3 protein-coding genes are annotated in these 1798 nt (G+C 31.3%); 1 reads left to right on the top strand and 2 read right to left on the bottom strand.

Annotation, left to right across the window (positions count from 1 at the left end; all coding sequences use genetic code 11):
• The coding region (locus tag QI30_RS19425) for a class I SAM-dependent methyltransferase (RefSeq protein ID WP_126992119.1) at nucleotides 1–242 on the bottom strand (242 nt) is incomplete at its 3' end.
• Nucleotides 243–373: 131 nt separating this feature from the next.
• On the opposite strand from QI30_RS19425, the gene QI30_RS19430 reads away from it, so the two are divergent.
• A complete protein-coding gene (locus QI30_RS19430; RefSeq protein WP_126992120.1) occupies nucleotides 374–1237 on the top strand; it encodes a LysR family transcriptional regulator in 864 nt (287 codons plus the stop codon).
• Nucleotides 1238–1334: 97 nt separating this feature from the next.
• Here QI30_RS19430 and QI30_RS19435 read toward each other — a convergent pair whose 3' ends face one another.
• Nucleotides 1335–1724 carry a hypothetical protein gene (locus QI30_RS19435; RefSeq protein ID WP_035945049.1) on the bottom strand — a complete coding sequence of 130 codons (390 nt, stop codon included), beginning with the start codon at nucleotides 1722–1724 and terminating at the stop codon, nucleotides 1335–1337.
• Nucleotides 1725–1798 lie beyond the last annotated feature (74 nt).

A 1798-nucleotide genomic window follows, 5' to 3' on the forward strand; every position in this document is an offset into this window, starting at 1 on the left:
ATATGTGGATATTTTTGCTTTGCTTGCTCAATCATATTTTCGGAATAATCAATGCCAACAACGTCTATGTGAAGGTCATGTAGCATATTTGCCAAATCGCCTGTCCCACATCCTACGTCTAGTACCCTTTCCCCTTGCTTTGGATTAAGTAATGAGATGAGATCTGTTCCGTAGTTAGATACAAATGCATGATTGTTATCGTAAAGTGAAGCGTCCCATAAATCTTTTTTCGTCGTATTCATTATAAAATTCCTCCTTTTATTTAATTTAAATGTTTAAATATTCCATAATTGAATTATAATAGTTTGAATACATAAACAGAAATAAAGAAAAATAACAATTTTAATAACAAATCGTTATTAGGAGGATATCAATGAATATTAAATGGCTAAAAACTTTTATTGTTACTGCACAGCATGAAAACTTTCGGAAAGCGAGTGAAATTCTTTTTCTGACACAACCAGCTGTGTCTAAACACATACAAAGATTAGAAGATTATTTACAATGTTCTTTATTTTCGAGAAAAGGAAAACAAGTTCTATTGAATGCAGAGGGACATCGTTTTTTACCGATTGCTCAAAAAATTCTAAAGGAATATGAAATAGGTTTACATCATTTTGAGGCATGGCAATGTGGTTATACGAAGCAATTATCTATTGCAGTTGCACCTCAAATTGCTTCTTCTATTTTGCCTGCTATTTTAAAAGATTTTATGATAAAAGAGCCTAAAATTGAAATACTCATTGATGTTGTTAATTCATATGAAGTTGTTCAAAAAATATTAGAAGGGAAAGCTGATATAGGATTAACACGTACATATCCAGCACAATCAAATTTAAAAAGTGAAATTGTATTGGAAGAGCCTGTCGTTTTAGTAGCTCCTTATGACACACAAATTGAGCATGAAAAAAATTTATTTGAAAAATATCGATTGATCACGCACAATCATCCCGTTTATTGGGACAATTTATTGATAGAAATCATGCGCGTATACCCTATGATTAAAACATTAAAAGTAAATCAAATAGAAGTCAGTAAAAAATTCATTGAACAAGGGTTAGGTGTTTCTTATTTACCCTATTCCATGGTTGAAAAAGAAATTGCGGAACACCTTTTAAAAGTGATATCCCCTGCTGAAATAGAAAACCCTATCTCTCATACATATCTCGTTACAAAAATATCAACAAGTGAGATGGAAATATTTATAAATTTTTTTAAAGATGCTCTAAAAAAGTAAACAAAAGCAGCTAGGACAATGTAATCTTAGCTGCTAATTTCCCAAAGCTATGTTTGGTAACTAAATTGCCTGTGACCAAATATCTAATAAAATACTGTTATTTGCTGATAATTGGTTGAAGTTGGTGTAAAGCACCAAGATATTGAGAAGCAGTTATAAAACAAATAAATGCTAATAATTCATCCTTTTCTTCTTTCGTTAGATAATCATTTAAAACTTCTGTAACTGCAAGAGGTGTCTGTCCTTTTGATTTGAGAAAAGCTTCTGCATATCCAGTACACACTGCCATTTTTTCATCGTATAATCGTGGATTCGGTTTACCTTTAGCTTTGCAATAGAGGCAGCCATTCTCTTGCGCTAAGGTTTTTCGCACTTCTTCTTTCAGATCTGCAGACAAATGATTATCTTTTTCAAGGACTTCGCTCATCTTTCCCCATAAAGATTGAACAGTTAGGTCAAAACTTAATAATTGTTGAAATGGTGTCATTCTTTCATTACCTCCCTTTATGATTATTTATTTTATCAATTAAAAAATCATATATACATTCCATATTTAAAGTA

The sequence above is a fragment of the Candidatus Kurthia intestinigallinarum genome (assembly GCF_003991225.1).
In the GTDB taxonomy this organism is placed as follows: domain Bacteria; phylum Bacillota; class Bacilli; order Bacillales_A; family Planococcaceae; genus Kurthia; species Kurthia populi.

Bases quoted from the DNA above. Each gene is read 5' to 3' on its own strand.
- QI30_RS19430 (WP_126992120.1), top strand. From the start codon at position 374: ATGAATATTAAATGGCTAAAAACTTTTATTGTTACTGCACAGCATGAA.
- QI30_RS19435 (WP_035945049.1), bottom strand. From the start codon at position 1,724: ATGACACCATTTCAACAATTATTAAGTTTTGACCTAACTGTTCAATCT.